We start from the raw sequence: 666 nt of genomic DNA, 5'->3' as shown, positions 1-666 counted from the left end.
GGTCCATGAAGGCTCCAGTCATTAATAATCTCACTACCTTCAAGGTCTAAGCGTACACCATCATCTGAATACAGCCGGAACTCATAACTACCTGTTTGTGTCGGTACCACATAGCCATTCCAACGAATACTGAAACGCTCATTATTTCCAGAGGTACTAGGGAAAATAGTCGGCGTTCCTGAGCCCCAACCAAAATCCACTTGGCTATCTTTACGCAGATATTCCGTACCGGTAAATAAACCTGAAGGCTGAGAAACCTTGGTTCCACTTCCGTTACGTTGATCAAAGTAATGACCAGTTAAACCAGAGAAATCAACGCTGTGATCAGTACCATCCACCGTCAAGGTATATGCCTGGCCCGCTACAATTCCTGTTACCTGCAATACAACCGTTGTGTCACTTTGCTGACTAACACTACTAATCGTCGCTGCATTTAAGGAGTAGTAGCTAGTATCTAAGGCATCACTATCAATGGTATTGTCGAATTCGACTACCAAGAGATTATCAACACCACAGGCACCATGGACACTATCAACATTCAATACACCACTCGCCCCTTCTCTCAAAGCAATTAAGTGACCAATGGCATCATCAAAAATTGTTGACGCCGTCGCGACTCGATCACCCGATGCACCTGCCGTAGGTCGAAGCTCATATGCGGCCATT

Annotated in this window: 1 protein-coding gene; it reads right to left on the bottom strand. The window is 45.3% G+C overall.

Going from position 1 to position 666, the window contains the following annotated elements; translation table 11 throughout:
- A partial coding sequence (locus A3761_RS08445; protein WP_197472981.1) for a PA14 domain-containing protein occupies positions 1-666 on the bottom strand: 666 nt, incomplete at both ends.

The sequence above is a fragment of the Oleiphilus sp. HI0123 genome (genome assembly GCF_001635315.1).
This window is presented reverse-complemented; position numbering and strand designations above follow the sequence as displayed.